This window comes from Brevibacillus sp. RS1.1, from assembly GCF_013284365.1.
Taxonomy (GTDB): domain Bacteria; phylum Bacillota; class Bacilli; order Brevibacillales; family Brevibacillaceae; genus Brevibacillus; species Brevibacillus brevis_D.
This window is the reverse complement of the sequence record NZ_JABSVA010000002.1, coordinates 828386-844214: the sequence shown is the minus strand read 5'-3', so window position 1 is coordinate 844214 and position 15829 is coordinate 828386. Positions and strand designations below refer to the sequence as shown.

Genomic DNA, 15829 nt, shown 5'->3' with positions numbered 1-15829 from the left:
TAGGGAGAAATGAGCTTTTGAAAATAATGGAGAGTAGTAATGAGTTATATGCTTAATAAAAACTTGAACACATTTTTCTTGTTCCATTTCATAGAAAGTGAAATAGCGAAAATTACTGGTCACAGCTGGTAGAAGACTATGAAACTGGGTTATGAAATAGGGCTGAAATTTGACAGGCATTTTCAAAAAGTTGTATAGTAAACTACCAAATGTACCCAAAATATACATTACAATTCTCCTATCAAAACTCCACGAGGAGGAACGACACGATGGAAATGTCTATCACAAGAGGACTCTCAGAATTAAAACTACTCGATAAAAGAATCCAAAAAGGAATCAATGAAACGACTTTCATATCTTCGGCTATTGGACCGAAGCCCGTATCTGGTTACACGTCAACAGAACTGTATGTGGAAACAACAGAACGCAACTACCAATCCACCATTGATCTAATAAAAAGAAGACAAAAAATTAAGTCGCTAATCGTCGAATCCAACGCGAAGACAATGGTCACGATTAGCGGCAAGAAAATGACAGTAGCCGAAGCAATCGAGCGAAAAACCTCCATTCAATATGAGAAATCACTGCTGGAGAAAATGAGAAGAGATTACAACCACGCTGTCACGCAGGTGGAAGAGAAAAATGAAGAAGTACAGCTGCGATTGGAAAAGCTGCTCGAAGCGAACTTTGGCAAAGACTCCAAGGTGAAGGATACGGAAATGGAAGCGATCTCCAAACCGTTTAAAGAGCAGAATGAAGCGAAGCTCGTAGATCCATTGAAATTGAAAGAGAAAATGGATACGCTTAGTAAAGAAATTGACGAGTTTGAGTGTGAAGTCGATTTTATTTTAAGCGAATCCAATACGATTACCAAAATCCATCTTGTGGATTAACAGTGTAATTTGCTAATCATTTGAATAGCTGATAAACGAGAGTCCCTTGCCTAGTGGGTTAACTAGGCCATCCTATAATTATTTGGCGAATATGAGGATGAAAGCTCAAAGATGAGAGCTCAGCTTTCAAAACTTACGTATCAAAGCTCTTTAGGCTCAAAGCTTAGGACTTACGCTTTAAAACTCGATGAAATCTTGGGGCATTGGTCCATAAAAGTACACTCTCTGGACTTTTCAGCAACCACCAAGCTAAATGGTTAGCAACTAGCACTCATACAAAGTAGAGATATGTTGAGAAATGATTTTTCAACGTACCTCTACTTTTTTATTTAAACGAAGCGGTGAAGAAATAGAAAAGTTATGTCGATACAAATTAGGAAGAAAAGGAAAGAATTGAATGTGCCATACAAGAAAGTCAGGGAGTGAAGCAATGGAATTCGAGTTTCATGTTACCTTCAACGATCTACAACTTGATGAAAAGGAAGCTTTTATCGATCTTTGCCAATCGCAACAAGTGAAACCGGTCATGATCGTTTTGGATCAGGGAAATTACATCAATCAACCGATGATAACAGGAGTAATCAAGCGAGCAGATTTTCAGGAAGCGAATAAAGAGATGGAAAAGATTGCAGCTACGTTTCAAAACAACGGTTTTACCATCGTCCGAAAAAAAGTAGAGATCTCACCAAAAGAAGAAACGTACTTTTACCAGCCCATCCTAAAAAACTCGAAGCCTTACTTCGAATGGCATGGCAAAGTACAGGTCGATGATGTTGCGGCGTTACGAAATTTATGTGAGGGTCATGGCGGACATATCTCGAGAAACTCTTTGAATGCGAATGGAAAAGTGAGATTTATCACCGTTCGAGAATATGAAAGCCCGAAACAGTTTTACGATCGAGTAGAAAAGATTCATACCATTTTGCAAGCAAATCAGATCGGGCTAATCAAAGAACAGTACGAACTATGCATTTATGACAGCCGGGAAGAACTGGACAGCGGCTGGATTTCCTAATGAGTAGAGGGAGGATCATGATGATTACATACGACGATGTAGCAGAGTTGGAATATGAGGCGAGAGAGCTCATTGTTTTGGAAGCACTGTTGAGAAGAATTGCTCTTGTGAATATGCCCTTTGTATTAAAAGGCAGCCTTCTAACTAGACAATATTTGGACAACCGAGAGATTCGGGATGCGGATGATATCGATTTATTGTATGCGGGGAAGATCAGGGATGTTGAACATGCCCATGAAGTATTTACACAATGGATGATCCAAGTAACCGAAATGGATCTGAACGACGGCGTGGTGTTTAGAAGTTTTCGAAAAAATGCATTTTGGAGATATATCGATTACGCAATGGCAGATGATTTTCCGACGATCAATACGGATATTGCCTATTATTTCACAGGTCAAACAAGGGAAGCGAATGACTATAACGAGCTTAATCTGGATATTTCGTTTAACCTGGAAATGGATGCAGAACCGGTTCCGCTACAGTACCAACCTGCCATTGGGGAAAGCTTCTTGGTTCCGTACACTGTGCCTCTGTCCATCCAGGTTGCTTGGAAGCTGCATCAAACGATTGTAAGGCCGAGGTTTAAAGACTTGTACGATTTGAAATTTTTACTCTCCCACCCGTCCTATGACAACGATGCGCTCAAGGAAACATTACAGGCGCTCGTGAACGAATGCAGTATCGATCCAGCTATTAAAAAAGCGGATATGAAAAAGGTGCTGGTCGATGATTTACAGCACATATACGATTCATTATCCTACGATTACGACTTGAGAAAATATGCGGGCAGCATGGATCGTGGCCTTTATTTTACGCAGTTTGTCAGTGATTTGCGTAAAAAGATGGATTTTGCCGGGATTAATGGGTACGCGTTTGAAAGTTTGCCAAGTCCAACACCGAAAAAATAGAAACAGCATAGTTAGTGAAGTAGGCTTATTCCGTCTGTCGTGGTAGACGGAATGAGCTTTTTTTAAATCATTCACCATCATCATTCATGAATAATACCCTACATTAACCCAATTTCTTTAGATCACATGTGTCTTTCGAGTTCATGAGATGATCCAAACTGTACATGTAGGGGAGTAGCGAATGAGCGGAAGCAAACAGAAAGATGGGAAAATCACTTTTGATTACATTGTTGTAGGCACCGGTCCAGCAGGCTCTGTGATTGCAAAGAAACTAACGGACGATAAAAAAACATCCGTTCTCGTATTGGAAGCAGGAGAAAATAATGATAGGGACACGCCAATTAGCAACTCAACGTTTGCTTTAGAGCTGGAGGAAATGTATCTTCCTCAATATTTTTGGCAAGGAGAAGGAGTACCTCAGGAAAAAGTAAATGAACGAAGTTTTGAATGGACGACGGGGCGATTATTGGGTGGAGGCACTTCTATTAACACACAGCAGTATGTAAGACCTACGTCAGCAGTTTTTCAGCAATGGGAGAAGCTGCTGGGACCTCTTTGGTCCCCAAAGAATGCAACTCGCACTTTCCGAAAAATGGAGAATTACAATGGAAAGACAAACAATAAAGAGGCTCGTGGCTATATGGGATTGATCGACATTCGGCAAGCACCTGAAAATCCAACACCCATGTCCAAAAAATTAGTGTCAGCCATCGAGAAAGCAACAGGATTTCGAAAAATTCTCGATTACAATGACCCGAAAACACCCCTTGGACCCTTTACGCGTTGGCAATTATTTCAGCAACCCAATGGACAGCGAGAAAGTGCTTCCACCGCTTTTCTATCATCAGATATCATGACTACTGCTGGTCAAGGAGTCAATGGTCGAAAGCTGCAAGTTTTCTTTAAATCAACAGTTCTTCGGGTATTATTTAAGAATAAGCGAGCAATTGGCGTAGAATTTCTCAAAGAGGGTAAGCGCGTGCGAGCCTACTCTCGGAAAAAAGTAATCATCTCAGCAGGCATCAATAGTTCTCAGCTTCTAATGCTTTCTGGAATCGGTCCCGCCAAAATGCTTAAGGACGAAGGAATCCCAGTTGTTTTCGCCAACCCCCATGTAGGCAAAGGCCTTAGAAACCACACGCTCAACTTTGCTGAGTTTAGTGCCAATCCGAAAGATAATCCATTACCTGAGGATGATCCAAATGCACTTTTTACAGGTGGGGCCTTTTTGCCAGATCCGACTCCAGGCTCAAACAAAACTCGTCGGGCAGTCCAACTGATTGGAATCGGCTCAAAAGGGAAACTGACGATCGCTATCCTTTTCCTAAAACCAAAAAGCCGTGGTTCCATAAAAATACAAAGCAATGATCCGTTGAAAATCGTGCTGGCTGATGAAGGATATCTCCATAATCCCGCAGATCTTGAAGCAGTTAAAAACTGCTATAAGGTATATATCAAGAAGATAGCCGCACAATTAACTGCGATCGATCGATCATACCGGCTTGTTTCGCCGACTCTAGACATCATCAATAATAATCGCAAGCTTGAAGAGTTCATCAAAAATAATTTTGACCATAATCATCATGAACAAGGTGCGCTTCGCATGGCGCCTCTAAGCAAGGGCGGAGTGGTGGATAGCTATGGTCAAGTCCACGGAGTAAAGGACTTAATTGTTGCTGATGATTCGATTATTCCATTCACGGTGGATGGCAACACGTCTGCACCAGCCTACCTGATTGGAAATACAATTGCACAGCAGCTCGTGAAACAAAACGCGCGAGATAATAAGAAAAGGTGAAAGTAGTAACGAAAATGGCAATATCCCGTGAATCCGCAAATGCACGGAGATTCAGGGGATACTATTCGTGGATTGCCGTTGTACGAAATCTCGGGCTTTTGGTTTGAGACTGAGCGGCAGTCTTGGACGATATTACCACGTCATACTGCCGCTGTTTTCTATTAGCAATACCAATGATTACCCCAAAAACGCAATAGAACGCTTCACTTTTCTTGCGAATGCAATGGGATTATCGATCGACTCCCAATGAATATACATAAGACGCGGGTTGTCAAAGAGCCAGTGATTATGGACTGCTGTTACTTTTATTCCGTTTTTGCGAAGGTTTGATAGCAAACGGTTTACTTGATTTTGGAAGAGAGCCGTTTCCCCTAAACATAGTGCACGGCCTGAACTGTTCAAGGATTCGAAGGAGAACAATTGATAGCGGACCAACGGGGATGTTGTTTTTCTGCCTAATATGGATGCATTGAATTTTCTATTTCTGGAGACAAAACAAACAGGACCTCTTGTAATTTCATGCTCTGTTCCACCTAAAATGGCAGAAAATCGGTTACACAGCCGTCTAAACTGAGGACTTGCCTTTGCTTTTGCCTTTACTTTGCCCATATTCGTCATCCTTTCGATTATGATGAAATGAAAACTTCATGGCTCCACCATTTAACCCAGGAATGCGATGGACTCTTTGGTTTTCCTGGCGAATACGATAGGATTCTCTATCGCTTCCCAATGCATATACATTAAGCGCGGATTTTCTTTTAGCCAGTGGTTGTGAAGTGCCGTCACTTTAATCCCACGTTTGCGGAGATTCGACATCAAGCGGTTCACTTGATTTTGGTGAACGGCAGTCTCTCCCAAACAAAGGGCACGGCCCGACTTATCAAGAGATTCAAACGAAAACATTTGAGCTCGAACTAAAGGGGAAAGCGTACGTCTTCCCAAGATGGTTTCTCGAAGATTTGTAAGCCGCATGACAAAACAAACCGGCCCACTATCAATTTCCGACTCGCCCCCTAATATTTTTCCAAATCGGGTACAGAGCCGTTTGAATTGTGGGCTAACCTTCGCTTTATTCGCCATAGTAATCCTCCTTTTGTCAATCTCGAATTAGCTTATGATTGACAGTAAAAAGGGAAATGAGTAAATTGTGGTTTTTTTACATGGAAAAAGCACAGATTTCATTCTAGGTCCTAGTTGTTCTCCCTAAGCACACTTCTGACGATTTACTCGTAGAGGAGTTTATAGGATAAATATCATGATGATGCAGTGAAGAACGAGGAATGGAAAAAGTCTCAGTTATAGATGTACTCGGTGACTTTGTATTGAAAGAACTCGTCCTGGAAATTTAGGTGCAGTCCTAGATGGAGCGCGTCTCTATAAAACACGATTTGCAGATGCAAAATGGGTTGAGGAGTGGATAGTGCAGAATGATATCCACACAGCAGCGTACATAAAAAAGCCACAAGAATGGAATGAGGACGGTGAATAGGGAATGGAACAAAGCATCAGCATTTCAAACAACATTTGGTTTGGGCAACCATCATCCTCCAGCCCATCTACTATAAAAGAAAACCTGTTACGTGCAACCACAGAGCACGAAGCCTTATTTCATCTGATTGAACTATTCAAATTGGGAGATTTCACGCAAAAACGACTACTTTTTCAGCTCATGAATTACACGAATGACGAGGCTCTATTAAACCTGTGTATTAGAGTGTTTTGCTCCATCTCAACACACGAAGACTTGAGAGATTCCAATCATCTTCTTTTTCTTGGAGAAGGGAACAAAGCGGCAGTGGATACCTTTGCGTCTGAGGCTATTACGACACTTTCCCTTGAAGTCATTCCATATCTGATGGCCTTGCTGGAAGAGTGGGACTCCATTCGTGACACTTCGGTAATGATCAGAGATTCGATTGACTGCTTTATAAATTTCAAAGAACACCTGGGTGATAATGCGACAGTTGATGAGATTGGTGAGTATTACAAAGATTTCATGGAAGATTGTGATGCGGGGCAATATTACTATCATCAAAATTTGTCCTTTCTTGGGGATCTGACAAAAATACTCATGCAAAGGGTATTTATCGCTGCCAATCATGAACAAATGCTCCGAATGGAACTTATTCCATCTTTATTGTCGACTTGGTCAGGTGAAAAAGTACCTGGGGACTACCACACCATAATCACGAGCGAGAATTATAAAGATTATGTAAGCTATGTGAAAGGTCTTGCAAACAGAAAATGGGAGAAGGGTCAAAAGTATTTTTACGGTCATCTACTGTAAGTGTATTTGGAAGACATGAGAAAAAACTTGAATATTGAATGGAGGTGATCAGCATGTACAAAGAATTAGATGTTTTCATAACAGGCTGCCAAAATACCGTTGATTATTGGTATGACGATGGCTGCATGATAGTGTATGACATGTTAACGAAGTTCAGCCAAAAGGATTGGGAAGACCTGTCCAGTCATGTGCTGATGAAACCGTTAGAATGGCAGCGAAAACTCGCGTACTGTATGGACAGTTCTTGTAACGAGCATGAACTGAACATTCTACTATCGTTGCTGGATACGGATGATGAGGAACTTTTCGTGATCTGTGTAGATACTTTGAGAAGCTATACGACCCTAGAAGGGAAACAAATGATACGTGACAATCCTGCTGTGCTCGTTCGTGTAAATGAATTGCTTCCCAGAGCTGGTGTTGCGACTAGGGGAGTATTAGAGGATTTTCTTGTGAAAATACATGGCTAGTTAGCTTCATTTATTGAGCTACTAAATTACGGAGAGCTGTCTCAATGGTTGTGGATGCAACCGTGAGTCATGAAGCAAATCGTGTATGATGGCTTTTCTTTTCCACATGAGTGCTGCAAGTGAAGGGAAGCGAACTCGAATGGTTTTACATGTAGCAAAAGAGATAGAGTCAGGAGATGGAACGGAATATTTGGAAGAGTATCTTCCCCTCGTTCGTTATAAATACGCGGAACTAAGCTTGAATGTTTAGAGCAAGGGGGAAAGTAAAATGGAAGAAAGCTTGGAGTGGGAATACCAAGAGCTCTTTGATGAAATTAATAAAGATTATTTAGCGTACAGAGCAAGGAACATGAGTCTGTCCGAATGCCTCGCTAGAACATGGGATGTATACGAAAATGTGGAAAACATGGGGGAAATGGAGAAGATCGTTGTTAATGTCGCTTTCGGTGAACTATCTCTATTGCCAGCAAAGATTTTCGTTAACCTCAAAAAGCACACTGTAGAAGCATTAAATCAGTTGAATATGTTCGAACTGCAACAGGTGTTAACAACCGAGCAATTGACATATCTGATGAGGCGTAGGGACCATGTTTTGCAAAATATAGAACACAAACCTGTCGATGCTCATCCGCTAGTTAGATGGTACTATTCTGAAATGAAGGACGAGGTAATTAAATTTCTGAATGTATTCACGCAAGAAACAAGCCATGACGGTGATATCATTATTCTTGCTGCACAAGAAAGATTTCAAAGGGACTGCAAAAATACACGTGGAGAAAATATGAATGTCCAAACAACTATAGCTGAGTTTTTAATCAGTAAAAACATAACGAATTATGAACGGTTTCATTTACTTAAAAGTGAGATACAACAGTTTCAACCTGATCAATTAAATGAGCAGCTTTCGCTAGATGAAAAAGCAGAGTTAACCCTGCGGATTAAAAAAGTACGTAACATGTATGAAAAATGATTAATCACGACTGGAATCAGCGGTTCATCGGAGGCGTTTTCATCAATAAACGGCGAATATTGAAAAGCATAAATATCATCTTTACAAGAGAAGGCGTCATTTTTGATGATGTTTGTATGATTGCGACATACAGGACGTACGCTCTGGATGATCCTGAGCGATGTGCGATCGACCAAGTTGTCCTGAGCATGGAATTCCCCGGCTATCCCGAAGAAACAGCTTGTATAACCTATGACGAATACTTGCAGGTTATTGAATGTGGCTTGCAAGATGTTATGGACAGATACGAGGATTCAGAGCGGGAAGAAATTTTACAGACGCTAGAAAAAGCAAGAAATGAGCTGGGTAGAAAGAATGAACTGACATGAAAAGAATAGAACCGCCCAATTCACCACATACTACAAACGCTATATCTATACCATGAGAGGTGGAGCGTCCGGATGAGTATGACAATGAGTCGGCCTGTGACCGACGTACTTAATAAACAGGTGGCCAACTGGTCTGTGCTGTATATGAAGCTGCATCATTATCACTGGTTTGTCAAAGGACCGAATTTTTTTACCCTGCATGAAAAATTCGAGGAGCTATATAACGAGGCAGCCAAAAATGTAGATGCGCTGGCGGAGCGGCTGTTAACGGTTGGGGGCAAGCCCGTTTCGACGTTGAAGGCCTGTATGGAGCAGGCATCCATTAAGGAAGCGACAGGTGGAGAGTCTGCGGATCAGATGGTAGAGGCGGTCGTAAGCGATTTTACACTGCTGATCAAAGAGCTAAAAGAAGGGATTACAGCCGCGGAAGCAGGGGACGATGAAGCGACTGGCGATATGTTCTTAGGCATCATGGACAGCTTGCAAAAGCATGTGTGGATGCTGCAAGCCCACTTGGGAAAATAACGAGAAACTCTTTTACAAACAGAGCTGATGCCATGGGGTATCGGCTTTTTTCTTAGGCTCTGTTAAAGTTTAATGTTGCTATTAAGGAAAAAATACGAACTTCCAATTATTTGGACCTTTTACTTGAAAAAGAGCTATTAACACTCATATACCATTTTTAGAAACTCAAATGTGCTACCATTTGTATCTTGCATAAAAGTCTTTACATCTTTAAATCCAACTTTTCTGTATAGTTTTATCGCTCTTTGATTAAAAGTTGCCACTGATAATGTGATTTTTTCAGGTTTAAATTCTGATTGAATAAAGTTAATACCTGCCCTTACAAATTCTATTCCATTGCCTTTTCCAGTTAAATCTGGTCTCATTCCTAAACCAATATCAAAAATTCTGTCAGTAACTTTACTAATACTAAGGAAAGCAAACAATTCATTTTCTTTTGTTACAGCAAACGTTGAGTCCCCTCGTTCCTCTGGGTTTAAAAATTCGTCTAAATCTTCTTTATCAGCTTCCATATCATAAAAAGAATACTCACCATCATAATGCCAGTTAAATGCAATATTTTCAGCTTGTTCTTGGGTCAAAATACTAAATTTATAAGCCATTGAATTCCCCTTCGCAACTTTTGATTCAATCACCTAATTCAACAATCCTGCCCCATTAGATGAATAAGAAACAATGTTATGCCACAAATTTATTTAACCGAATTGTATCATAGGTTTCCAAATTTTATAGTAAATTCCCTGAATCGTTGTATCCATCTCTTTGTGAGTAGCGTATGTTTTAAAGGCACGCCAAGAATCGGTGCATAATATATTTTCACTTGAAAGTTTATGGGAGGATGCTGTAAGCGCATCAATTCAATACTCTTTTAGTCGATGTTTTTCAGCTGAATTTTAACTGTAACAGAGTCTTTTCTTATGTACACAGGAAGGCAAAGTGCAGAGCTGGTCTGATTTGGGGCAACACCCTTGTTCCCAAGAGAGACATGCTGGTGTAAACTAACTTTGTGTTGATTTAAAGAAAGCACTTTCATGATGGAAAGGATGTACATTCCCATGGCATCACCCTATGTTACATTTAATCGCGAGCAGTGGAGTGCTCTGCGGGCTTCCACGCCGTTGACCATATCTGATAACGAGCTTTCCCTTTTGCAGGGCTTGAACGAGAAAATGTCCATGACCGAAGTCTCCGACATTTACCTTCCCTTGTCCCGTCTGCTGAATTTGTATGTCGGGGGCACGCAGGAGCTGTACCAGGCGACCCACACTTTTTTAGGGAACCAGGATGGTAAGGTTCCATTCATTATTGGTATCGCAGGCAGTGTGGCTGTGGGCAAAAGTACAACGGCTCGCATTTTGCAGACGCTGTTATCCCGCTGGCCGAATCATCCGAAGGTCGATTTGGTAACGACCGATGGATTCTTGTATCCGAACAAGGTTCTAGAAGACAGAGGAATCATGAAGCGCAAGGGATTCCCGGAGAGTTATGACTTGCGCCGCTTTATCAATTTTTTATCCGATGTAAAATCGGGTTTGCCTGAAGTGAAAGCGCCAGTTTATTCCCACCTTGTATATGACATCGTGCCAGATGAATGGCAGACCGTCAGACAGCCTGACATTTTGATTGTGGAAGGCTTGAATGTGCTGCAACCGCCTAGAGGTGAAGAAAACGATGCCCGTATTTCCGAGGTCATTGTTTCCGATTTCTTTGACTTCACGATTTACGTTCATGCGGAAGAGAAACACATCCTGCAATGGTATGTAGAGCGATTCAAGCTGCTGCGTCAGACTGCGTTCTCCGATCCATCCTCGTATTTCAAGCGTTACGCGAGTTTGTCTGACGAGGAGGCGACTGAGGTAGCCACCGGTATTTGGACGGAGATCAATGGAGCCAACCTGCGCCAAAACATTTTGCCGACGCGTGTTCGCGCGCAATTGATTTTGGACAAAGGGCAGAATCATATGGTGCAAAGCGTGAAGCTGCGCAAGTTGTAGATAGATAAAAGGGGGAGACGGTTGTCATGAAAGTGATTAGTGCCTGTTTGATCGGCTGTGAATGCCGTTACGATCAGAAGTCATGCTTGGACCAAGAGCTGGAGCAATTGCTTCGGGAAGGAAAGGCTATTCCTGTCTGTCCTGAACAGCTGGGAGGATTGCCAACACCACGACCACCAGCAGAAATCATCGGGGGGACTGGTGACGATGTTCTGGATGGCAAAGCACGCATCATAGACGACACTGGCCGAGATGTCACCGAGGAATTTTTGATGGGGGCGAACCAAGCGCTAAAGCTGGCGAAAACGGTTGGAGCCACATCCGCCATCTTAAAGGAAAACAGCCCGTCCTGTGGAAGCTCCTTCGTTTACGATGGCAGTTTTTCTGGGAAAAAAGTGCCGGGTGTCGGGCTGACGGCGGCGCTGTTTCGCAGAAACGGGATTGAGGTAACATCTGAGGCGAAAGCAACCAATGAATAACAAGGGGGGGGACGCGATGGACAGCGTCCCCTTTTTACAACTCCTTCAACAACCTCTCCAGCTTCTTCTGCTGATCCTTCCGTTTCTTTTTCGCAATCCGGTCTTCTTCCTGTAGTGCGATGACAAGGGAAAAGCACATCAGGAGCATGATGACGGTAAAGGGCAGCGCTGCCACAATAGAGGCTGTTTGCAGTCCTTCTAAGCCACCGCTTAACAATAAAACGATTGCGATTGCGGATTGGAGGACGCCCCAGGTGATTTTTACCCGATTCGAGGGGTCCAGGTTGCCATCAGATGACAGCATGCCGAGCACGAAAATAGCTGAATCCGCTGACGTGATAAAAAACGTGATGATCAACAGAATCGCAACGACAGCGAGAATGTATCCCATGGGCAACTGCTCCAGTGCGAGGAACAAGGCAGTCGAAATGTCGCTTTGTACCGCTGCTCCTATAGGCGCTTGATCAAAAATTTCGAGATGAAGTGCAGTCCCGCCAAACACGGAAAACCAAATAAAGCTCAACAAGCTCGGAACGAGCATCACGCAAATGACGAATTCCTTGATCGTGCGACCTTTGGAGACGCGTGCGATAAACATGCCGACGAACGGCGCCCAGGCAATCCACCACGACCAGTATAACAGGGTCCAGTTTGCTACCCATGTCCCTTGTGTAAAAGGGGTCAGCCGCAAGCTCATCGAGATGAGGTTGTTCAAATAACTGCCCAGCGTGCTGGTGAAGGCGTCAAAAATAAACGAGGTTGGTCCCAATACGAGCGTTAGCAGGAGGAGCAACAAGGCGAATACCAGATTCGTATTGCTCAAATACTTGATACCCCGATCTAGTCCGGTCGTTGCCTAGAGTAAAAATAAGACTGTAATAATGGAAATGATCACGATTTGGACAGTGGTGCTGGACGGCAGTCCGAAGAGGTGAGACAAGCCTCCGTTTATTTGCAGAGTTCCGAGGCCAAGTGAGGTCGCGACACCGAATACCGTGGCGATGACAGCCAAAATATCGATCCCTTTTCCGAGCGGTCCGTGTATGCGTTCACCGAACAACGGGCCAAAGGTGGAGGAAATCAAGCCCTTCGCCCCTTTGCGAAATTGAAAATACGCGAGAGTGAGCGCGATGAGAGCGTAGATCCCCCAAGGATGCAGGCCCCAGTGAAAAAACGCATAGCGCAGAGCAGTTTGTGCGGCTTCGGTCGTTTGCCCAGTCACACCTGCTGGCGGAGCGAAGTAATGAGAGACGGGCTCTGCCACTCCCCAAAAGACAAGACCGATCCCCATCCCAGCAGAAAACAACATAGCAAACCAGGTAGGGAGCGAATATTCCGGCTCGTCATCGTCGCTCCCCAAAGGGATTTGTCCGTATCTGCTAAAGGCAAGGAAGATGCAAAAGATCAGAAAACCGAAAGTCACGATTAAATAAAACCAGCCAAAATTCGTCGTGGTCACTTTCAGGACTTGAGAAGCCGCAGAGGCGAAAAGCTCAGGAGAAATCGCGCCGAACAGCACAATAACAAATACAATGACCAAGGATATCAGGAAAGTCATCTTTATCCTCCCGGGAATCTACAAGAAATGGTAATAGTTATCATCCCGCGGGATTTCCAAGATTATTCCGGATGGGCTACCCTTGAATGGAGTTACGATGAAAACGTCTCGATAAACCGATTCGCTGCTTTGGACAAATGGCGTCCAGACTGCCAAACGACAGCAGCGGAAGAATAAATGGAAGTTCCGGAGAGTCGAATCCCGCGAATTTGTTCGCTCTGATGCGTTTCCCACGCCGAGATGGGGACGATGGAGGAACCGACCGAGGAGGCAACCATGCTGACGATGAGAGAGATGTCCGGGCACTCGCAGATGACGTGTGGTTCTACACCTAGACGGGAGAATTCCTTGATAATCAAGTCGTAAATGCCCAATCCTGGCGTGCTCGGCATGATGAGTGGAAGCTCGGCGATTTCGCGCATTTCGATTTCTGTGCGATTGGCATAGGGGGAGGTGGCTGGAACGATGAGCACAAAATCCTCTTCCTCCAGCGGAATCATGGTGCAGTTGTTCAACGAGTGGGGAAGGCGTACGATAGCGACTTCTATGGTTCTTCGCTCCAGCCACTGATTGAGAAGCTGCGTATCGCCTTTCCAAATTTTATAGGTGATGAGCGGGTATTTTTGCTGAAATACACGAATTTGTTCTGGCAGGCGATAGGCCGACAGTGCACTGACACCGATGGAAAGTGTCCCACGAATACCTTCGCCTGTTTCTTTTACCTCGGAGAGGGCTTCCTCCATTTGATGAACGATATTAAGCGCCTGTTTATAAAGAGTGATGCCTGCTTCTGTCAGGACCATTTGTTTTCCTGAGCGCTCAACAAGCATGGTTCCGAGCTCCTCCTCCATTTGCTTCAGCTGCTGACTCAAAGGCGGCTGGGCCATGTTCAGTCTTTTAGCCGCCCCCGTTATCTGACCTTCTTCTGCTATGGCGATAAAGTAACGCAGTTGCCGAATATCCACACACAAGCCCTTCTTTCCCTACGAGAATGGTTCCATATGAAAACGATATGAAAATTAGATTTTATGGATATTTTTCATATTGATGATGCTATGATAGCATGTTACCTGTGAATCTTCACTTCATGGAATAGACATAAAGGAAAGAAGGGAAAATCTGTGCGTACGTGGATGGAAAAGCTATTTCACTTGCGCGCTTACGACACGACGTTTCAAAGGGAACTCATCGCCGGATTTATTGGCTTTGTCACCATTGTCTACATTGTTGCCGTAAACGCTTCGATTTTAAATGATGCTGGAATACCGATGGAAGCAGGCATTCTGGCGACTGTATTGACGGCATTTATCGGGTCACTTCTCATGGCCTTTTGGGCAAATGCTCCTATTATTCTCGTTCCCGGCATGGGGATTAACGCTCTGTTTACGTTCACATTATGCCAATCCATGGGCCTCACTTGGCAACAAGCGTTGGCCGCTGTTTTTGTTTCGGGTCTGATCTTTACTGTGATTGCCTTTACCAAGGCTGCGACGATATTGTCCAATGCGATTCCCTCTTCGCTAAAAGAAGCGATTACCGTAGGGATTGGGTTGTTCTTAACCTTCATCGGTCTGCAAAAAGGCGGGCTGATCGTCATGAATCCGTCTACATTTGTCGCGCTGGGTGACTTGTCCAGCCCGCATGTGATCGTCACGCTGATTACTTTGATAGTTACGTTGATTTTGTTTGTTCGAAATGTACCGGGCAACTTCCTGATCGGAATTGCGGTTGGTACAGGACTTGGCTTTTTGTTCGGGATTGTCGAGCCAGGAGGGGGAGGAAGGTTCTCGTTCGCGGATTACGGAAGCGTATTTGCGGGTCTTTCCTTTTCAGCCATTTGGGCGTTGCCATTTTGGATCGCGACCTTCTCATTGGCGATGGTCATCGTCTTTGAAAATATTGGCTTGATTCATGGGCATACCTCCATGCTTGGACAGCCGCAGAAGTTCAGACGTTCGCTGCAAGCAAATGCGTTGTCGGCTGCTATCTCTGGCATTTTGGGAACCAGTCCGACGGTTTCGACGGTGGAGACTGCGGCAGGAATCGCAGCGGGAGGAAGGACGGGACTGACCGCACTTGTAACAGGTACCTTGTTTCTGCTCTCACTTGGTTTGCTTCCTGTCATCAAAATGATTCCAGATGGAGCGATTGCTCCGGTGCTCATTATCATTGGCGCACTGATGCTGCAAAACGTACAGAATATCAATTTGAAGGACTTCTCGGAAGGCTTCCCTGCTTTTTTGATCATCGCAATTATCCCGTTGTCCTACAGCATTGTAGATGGAATTGCGTTTGGATTCGTAGCGTATCCGCTCATGAAGCTCGCATTGGGCAAACGTCGCGAAGTGCCTGCGCTCATGTACGTCATCGCGGGATTGTTTTTGCTGAATCTCATACTACCGATATTCACATAAAAGAGTAGTTTTCCCTCGACTTGAGTCGGGGGTTTTTCGTTCTGTTCTCTAGAAAGTGGCGGAAGGGTTGTAGAGGAGAAGCAAAAAAGACTTGCGAAGCTGTAAGCGGAAAACCTCCCTAACAACAAAAAAAGTCCCTTTGCCTAA

General features: G+C 43.8%; 16 protein-coding genes and 1 pseudogene. 12 read left to right on the top strand and 5 right to left on the bottom strand.

What is annotated here, in order from left to right; genetic code table 11:
* The first annotated feature begins 269 nt into the window (after window positions 1-269).
* The 4 genes from HP570_RS09460 (at window position 270) to HP570_RS09445 (ending at window position 4617) form a co-directional block, all read left to right on the top strand.
* Window positions 270-893 carry a hypothetical protein gene (locus tag HP570_RS09460; RefSeq protein ID WP_173625554.1) on the top strand — a complete coding sequence of 208 codons (624 nt, stop codon included), beginning with the start codon at window positions 270-272 and terminating at the stop codon, window positions 891-893.
* A 430-nt stretch (window positions 894-1323) separates the two neighbouring features.
* Entirely contained in the window at window positions 1324-1908 is a 585-nt protein-coding gene (locus tag HP570_RS09455) for a hypothetical protein (RefSeq protein WP_173625553.1), read from the top strand.
* A gap of 17 nt (window positions 1909-1925) precedes the next feature.
* Window positions 1926-2819, top strand: coding sequence for a nucleotidyl transferase AbiEii/AbiGii toxin family protein (locus HP570_RS09450; RefSeq protein ID WP_254495149.1), 894 nt, complete (start codon window positions 1926-1928; stop codon window positions 2817-2819).
* A 181-nt stretch (window positions 2820-3000) separates the two neighbouring features.
* On the top strand, window positions 3001-4617 hold the full coding sequence (locus tag HP570_RS09445) for a GMC family oxidoreductase (RefSeq protein ID WP_173625552.1): 1617 nt from the start codon (window positions 3001-3003) through the stop codon (window positions 4615-4617).
* Window positions 4618-4794: 177 nt separating this feature from the next.
* Here HP570_RS09445 and HP570_RS09440 read toward each other — a convergent pair whose 3' ends face one another.
* Window positions 4795-5226: a DUF1259 domain-containing protein gene (locus HP570_RS09440; RefSeq protein WP_012685028.1), complete on the bottom strand. Its 432-nt coding sequence runs from the start codon at window positions 5224-5226 to the stop codon at window positions 4795-4797.
* Between the two features lie 51 nt (window positions 5227-5277).
* Window positions 5278-5697 (bottom strand): DUF1259 domain-containing protein, encoded by a 420-nt coding sequence (locus tag HP570_RS09435; protein WP_064202519.1) that lies wholly within the window; start codon window positions 5695-5697, stop codon window positions 5278-5280.
* Between the two features lie 412 nt (window positions 5698-6109).
* Here HP570_RS09435 and imm47 point away from each other — a divergent pair, with 412 nt between their 5' ends.
* The 5 genes from imm47 (at window position 6110) to HP570_RS09410 (ending at window position 9237) form a co-directional block, all read left to right on the top strand.
* The gene (gene imm47 / locus HP570_RS09430; protein WP_012685030.1) at window positions 6110-6904 is read left to right on the top strand and encodes an Imm47 family immunity protein; all 795 of its coding nucleotides are present in this window, start codon (window positions 6110-6112) and stop codon (window positions 6902-6904) included.
* 53 nt (window positions 6905-6957) lie between these two features.
* A complete protein-coding gene (locus HP570_RS09425) occupies window positions 6958-7374 on the top strand; it encodes a hypothetical protein (protein WP_012685031.1) in 417 nt (138 codons plus the stop codon).
* A gap of 268 nt (window positions 7375-7642) precedes the next feature.
* Complete coding sequence (locus tag HP570_RS09420) at window positions 7643-8344, top strand: Imm3 family immunity protein (RefSeq protein ID WP_173625551.1); 702 nt, start codon at window positions 7643-7645, stop codon at window positions 8342-8344.
* Entirely contained in the window at window positions 8341-8712 is a 372-nt protein-coding gene (locus tag HP570_RS09415; RefSeq protein WP_012685034.1) for a hypothetical protein, read from the top strand. Before HP570_RS09420 ends, HP570_RS09415 begins: the two co-directional genes overlap by 4 nt.
* Window positions 8713-8784: 72 nt before the next feature.
* A complete protein-coding gene (locus HP570_RS09410) occupies window positions 8785-9237 on the top strand; it encodes a Dps family protein (RefSeq protein WP_081437224.1) in 453 nt (150 codons plus the stop codon).
* A 137-nt stretch (window positions 9238-9374) separates the two neighbouring features.
* Here HP570_RS09410 and HP570_RS09405 read toward each other — a convergent pair whose 3' ends face one another.
* The gene (locus HP570_RS09405) at window positions 9375-9839 is read right to left on the bottom strand and encodes a GNAT family N-acetyltransferase (protein ID WP_012685036.1); all 465 of its coding nucleotides are present in this window, start codon (window positions 9837-9839) and stop codon (window positions 9375-9377) included.
* 453 nt (window positions 9840-10292) lie between these two features.
* On the opposite strand from HP570_RS09405, the gene coaA reads away from it, so the two are divergent.
* Together coaA and HP570_RS09395 are read left to right on the top strand one after the other, a co-directional pair.
* Window positions 10293-11231, top strand: coding sequence for a type I pantothenate kinase (coaA, locus tag HP570_RS09400; RefSeq protein ID WP_254495147.1), 939 nt, complete (start codon window positions 10293-10295; stop codon window positions 11229-11231).
* Between the two features lie 26 nt (window positions 11232-11257).
* Window positions 11258-11710, top strand: coding sequence for a 2-thiouracil desulfurase family protein (locus HP570_RS09395; protein WP_087344565.1), 453 nt, complete (start codon window positions 11258-11260; stop codon window positions 11708-11710).
* A 34-nt stretch (window positions 11711-11744) separates the two neighbouring features.
* Here the strand turns inward: HP570_RS09395 and HP570_RS09390 are convergent.
* Window positions 11745-13268: pseudogene (locus HP570_RS09390) on the bottom strand (glycine betaine uptake BCCT transporter).
* A gap of 92 nt (window positions 13269-13360) precedes the next feature.
* Window positions 13361-14233 (bottom strand): LysR family transcriptional regulator, encoded by an 873-nt coding sequence (locus HP570_RS09385; protein ID WP_173625549.1) that lies wholly within the window; start codon window positions 14231-14233, stop codon window positions 13361-13363.
* Between the two features lie 156 nt (window positions 14234-14389).
* Between HP570_RS09385 and HP570_RS09380 the strand changes: the two genes are divergently transcribed.
* Window positions 14390-15682 (top strand): NCS2 family permease, encoded by a 1293-nt coding sequence (locus tag HP570_RS09380; protein ID WP_173625548.1) that lies wholly within the window; start codon window positions 14390-14392, stop codon window positions 15680-15682.
* Window positions 15683-15829: the final 147 nt, after the last annotated feature.